This is a genomic window from Immundisolibacter sp., from assembly GCF_028696615.1.
Taxonomy (GTDB): Bacteria; Pseudomonadota; Gammaproteobacteria; order Immundisolibacterales; family Immundisolibacteraceae; genus Immundisolibacter.
Genome location: NZ_JAQVGQ010000310.1, coordinates 1 through 2,663 on the forward strand (window position 1 = coordinate 1; position 2,663 = coordinate 2,663).

Genomic DNA, 2,663 nt, shown 5'->3' on the forward strand with positions numbered 1-2,663 from the left:
GAAGATGTCGGCTTGCACCACCACCGGCTCGCCGAGCACGCGCTTGACCGGAAAGCGCCCGCCGTCGACGCACGGCGTGAGGTGTTCGATCACCACCCGCTGGCGGCCGTCGCCGGCGATCGGCGTCGCGGTGGCGGGACGGTTGCGTGGCGGCATCGGCGTCAGCCTGTGCCCGCCGGCTTCAGGTACAGCACCGCCAGCGGCGGCAGCATCAGCGACAGCGACTGGTAGTGGCCGTGCGCGGCCACCGGGGCGCTGTCGATCTCGCCGAGGTTGCCCATGCCGCTGCCGCCGTAGGTGGTGGCGTCGCTGTTGAGCAGCTCGCGCCAGCGCCCGCCGCGCGGCACGCCGACGCGGTAGTTGTGGCGCGGCACCGGGGTGAAGTTGCACACCACCAGCAGCACGTCGTCCGGGCCGGCGCCGTAGCGCAGGAAGCTCAGCACGGATTGTTCCCAGTCGTGGCAGTCGACCCAGGCGAAGCCGTCCGCGGTGAAGTCCCGCGTGTACAGTGCCGGCTGCTGGCGGTAGCAGTGGTTCAGGTCGCCCACCCACTGCTGCAGGCCGCCATGCAGCGGGTACTGCAGCACGTGCCATTCGAGGCTCTCGTCGTGCTGCCACTCGCGCCGCTGGCCAAACTCGCCGCCCATGAACAGCAGTTTCTTGCCCGGGTGCGCCCACATGTAGCCGTACAGCAGGCGCAGGTTGGCGAACTGCTGCCACTCGTCGCCCGGCATCTTGCCGATCAGCGCGCCCTTGCCGTGCACCACCTCGTCATGCGACAGCGGCAGGAGGAAGTTCTCAGAAAACGCATACCACAGGCTGAAGGTGATCTGGCCGTGATGGTGACTGCGGAATATCGGGTCGAGCTGGAAGTAGCCCAGCGTGTCGTGCATCCAGCCCATGTTCCATTTGAGGCCGAAGCCGAGCCCGCCGGTGTAGGTGGGGCGCGACACCATCGGCCAGGCGGTGGACTCCTCGGCGATGGTCTGCACGTCCGGGTGGTCGCGGTACACGGCCTCGTTCAGGCGGCGCAGGAAGTCGATCGCCTCCAGGTTCTCGCGCCCGCCGTAGCGGTTCGGGATCCACTCGCCGTCGCCGCGCGCGTAGTCCAGGTACAGCATGGAGGCCACCGCGTCCACGCGCAGGCCGTCGACGTGGTAGTGCTCCAGCCAGAACAGGGCGCTCGACAGCAGGAACGCCCGCACCTCGTTGCGCGCGTAGTTGAAGATGGCGCTGTTCCACTCCGGGTGATAGCCCTGTCTTGGGTCGGCGTGCTCGAACAGGTGCGTGCCGTCGAAATAGGCCAGGCCGTGCTCGTCGGCCGGAAAGTGCGACGGCACCCAGTCCAGGATCACGCCGAGGCCGGCCTGGTGCAGGTGGTCGATCAGGTACATCAGGTCCTGCGGGCTGCCGTAACGGGCAGTCGGCGCGAAGTAACCGGTGGTCTGGTAGCCCCAGGAGCCGTAGAACGGGTGCTCCATGACCGGCAGCAGTTCGACGTGGGTGAAGCCGAGCGCGCGCGCGTGGTCGGCCAGCAGCGGGGCGATTTCGCGGTACGTGAGCGGGCGGTTGCCCTCCTCCGGTACCCGCCGCCAGGAGCCCAGGTGCACCTCGTACACCGCCATCGGCGAATCGAGCGCGTTGGCGCGCCCGCGCCGGGCCATCCACTCCTGATCGCCCCAGGCATAGTCCAGCGACCACACGCGCGAGGCGGTGCGCGGCGGCGGTTCGCTGCACACGGCGAACGGGTCGGCCTTGTCCACCGTGTAGCCGCCGTGGCGCGAGACGATGTGGAACTTGTACAGCGCCCCCGCGGCAGGTCCAGCGACGAAGCCTTCCCAGATGCCGGACTGGTCGTCCCGGCTGCGCAGCGGATGGGCGGCCGGATCCCAGCCGTTGAAATCGCCGATCACCGACACCCGCTCGGCGTTGGGTGCCCACAGCGCGAAGCGGACGCCGTCGTGGTCGTCCTCGCGGCACGGGTGGGCGCCCAGCTTTTGGTACAGCCGGGTGTGCGAGCCCTCCCGGAACAGGTAGATGTCGTGCTCGGTCAGGTGCGGCGGGCCGGGCGCGGCCAAGTTCGGCATGCGGCGCTCCTTTGCGTGGGGCAAATCGGTGAGGCGCTTGTTTTCTACCCTGCCCAGATGAGAAACAGGTTTCAAACCCGCGCCGCCCGGCCGGCATCCGCGCCGCGGCGTCGCGGCGCCGCTACCCGCCGGCTGCCCACGGCCGTGTCGACGTTTGTGGGCGCCCGTGGGGATGCGCCGTCGGAGATGGCATTCGCGCCGGTTGGCGGGACGAGTGCGTCACTGTGCCCGATGTGTCGGCAGGGCCGGCCGACCCGGGCGCCGGACCGCGCGTCGCGCAACGACCGCCGTGTCAGCGTTTGTCGATAACAGGCCGTTGAAAAAGGGCTTCCTGCCCTTTTTCAACTCGGCTCGTCGCGGCACATGTCCGCAACGAGCCCCCCGAATCAAGCGCTTGACGCGCTTGATTCGGGGGCAAACCATCCCTGGCCGGCCTCGGAGCTTGAAAAATTCACAAACTCTCAGAGTTTGTGAAGAAATGCGCGTCCTGCGCATTTCTTGCGTCGCCCGTCCGGTACACGCCCGGACGGGCTCCCGCGAATCAAGCCCTTACGCGCTTGATTCGCGTCCGGCCAC

Annotated in this window: 2 protein-coding genes; both read right to left on the reverse strand. The window is 68.5% G+C overall.

Annotated features, from left to right (window positions below; translation table 11 throughout):
* On the reverse strand, positions 1–165 hold a 165-nt coding region (locus PHC73_RS14055), incomplete at its 3' end, for a maltotransferase domain-containing protein (protein WP_366949894.1).
* Positions 162–2,087: a 1,4-alpha-glucan branching protein GlgB gene (glgB, locus tag PHC73_RS13680; RefSeq protein WP_300129364.1), complete on the reverse strand. Its 1,926-nt coding sequence runs from the start codon at positions 2,085–2,087 to the stop codon at positions 162–164. The genes PHC73_RS14055 and glgB, both read right to left, overlap by 4 nt.
* Between the last annotated feature and the right edge of the window lie 576 nt (positions 2,088–2,663).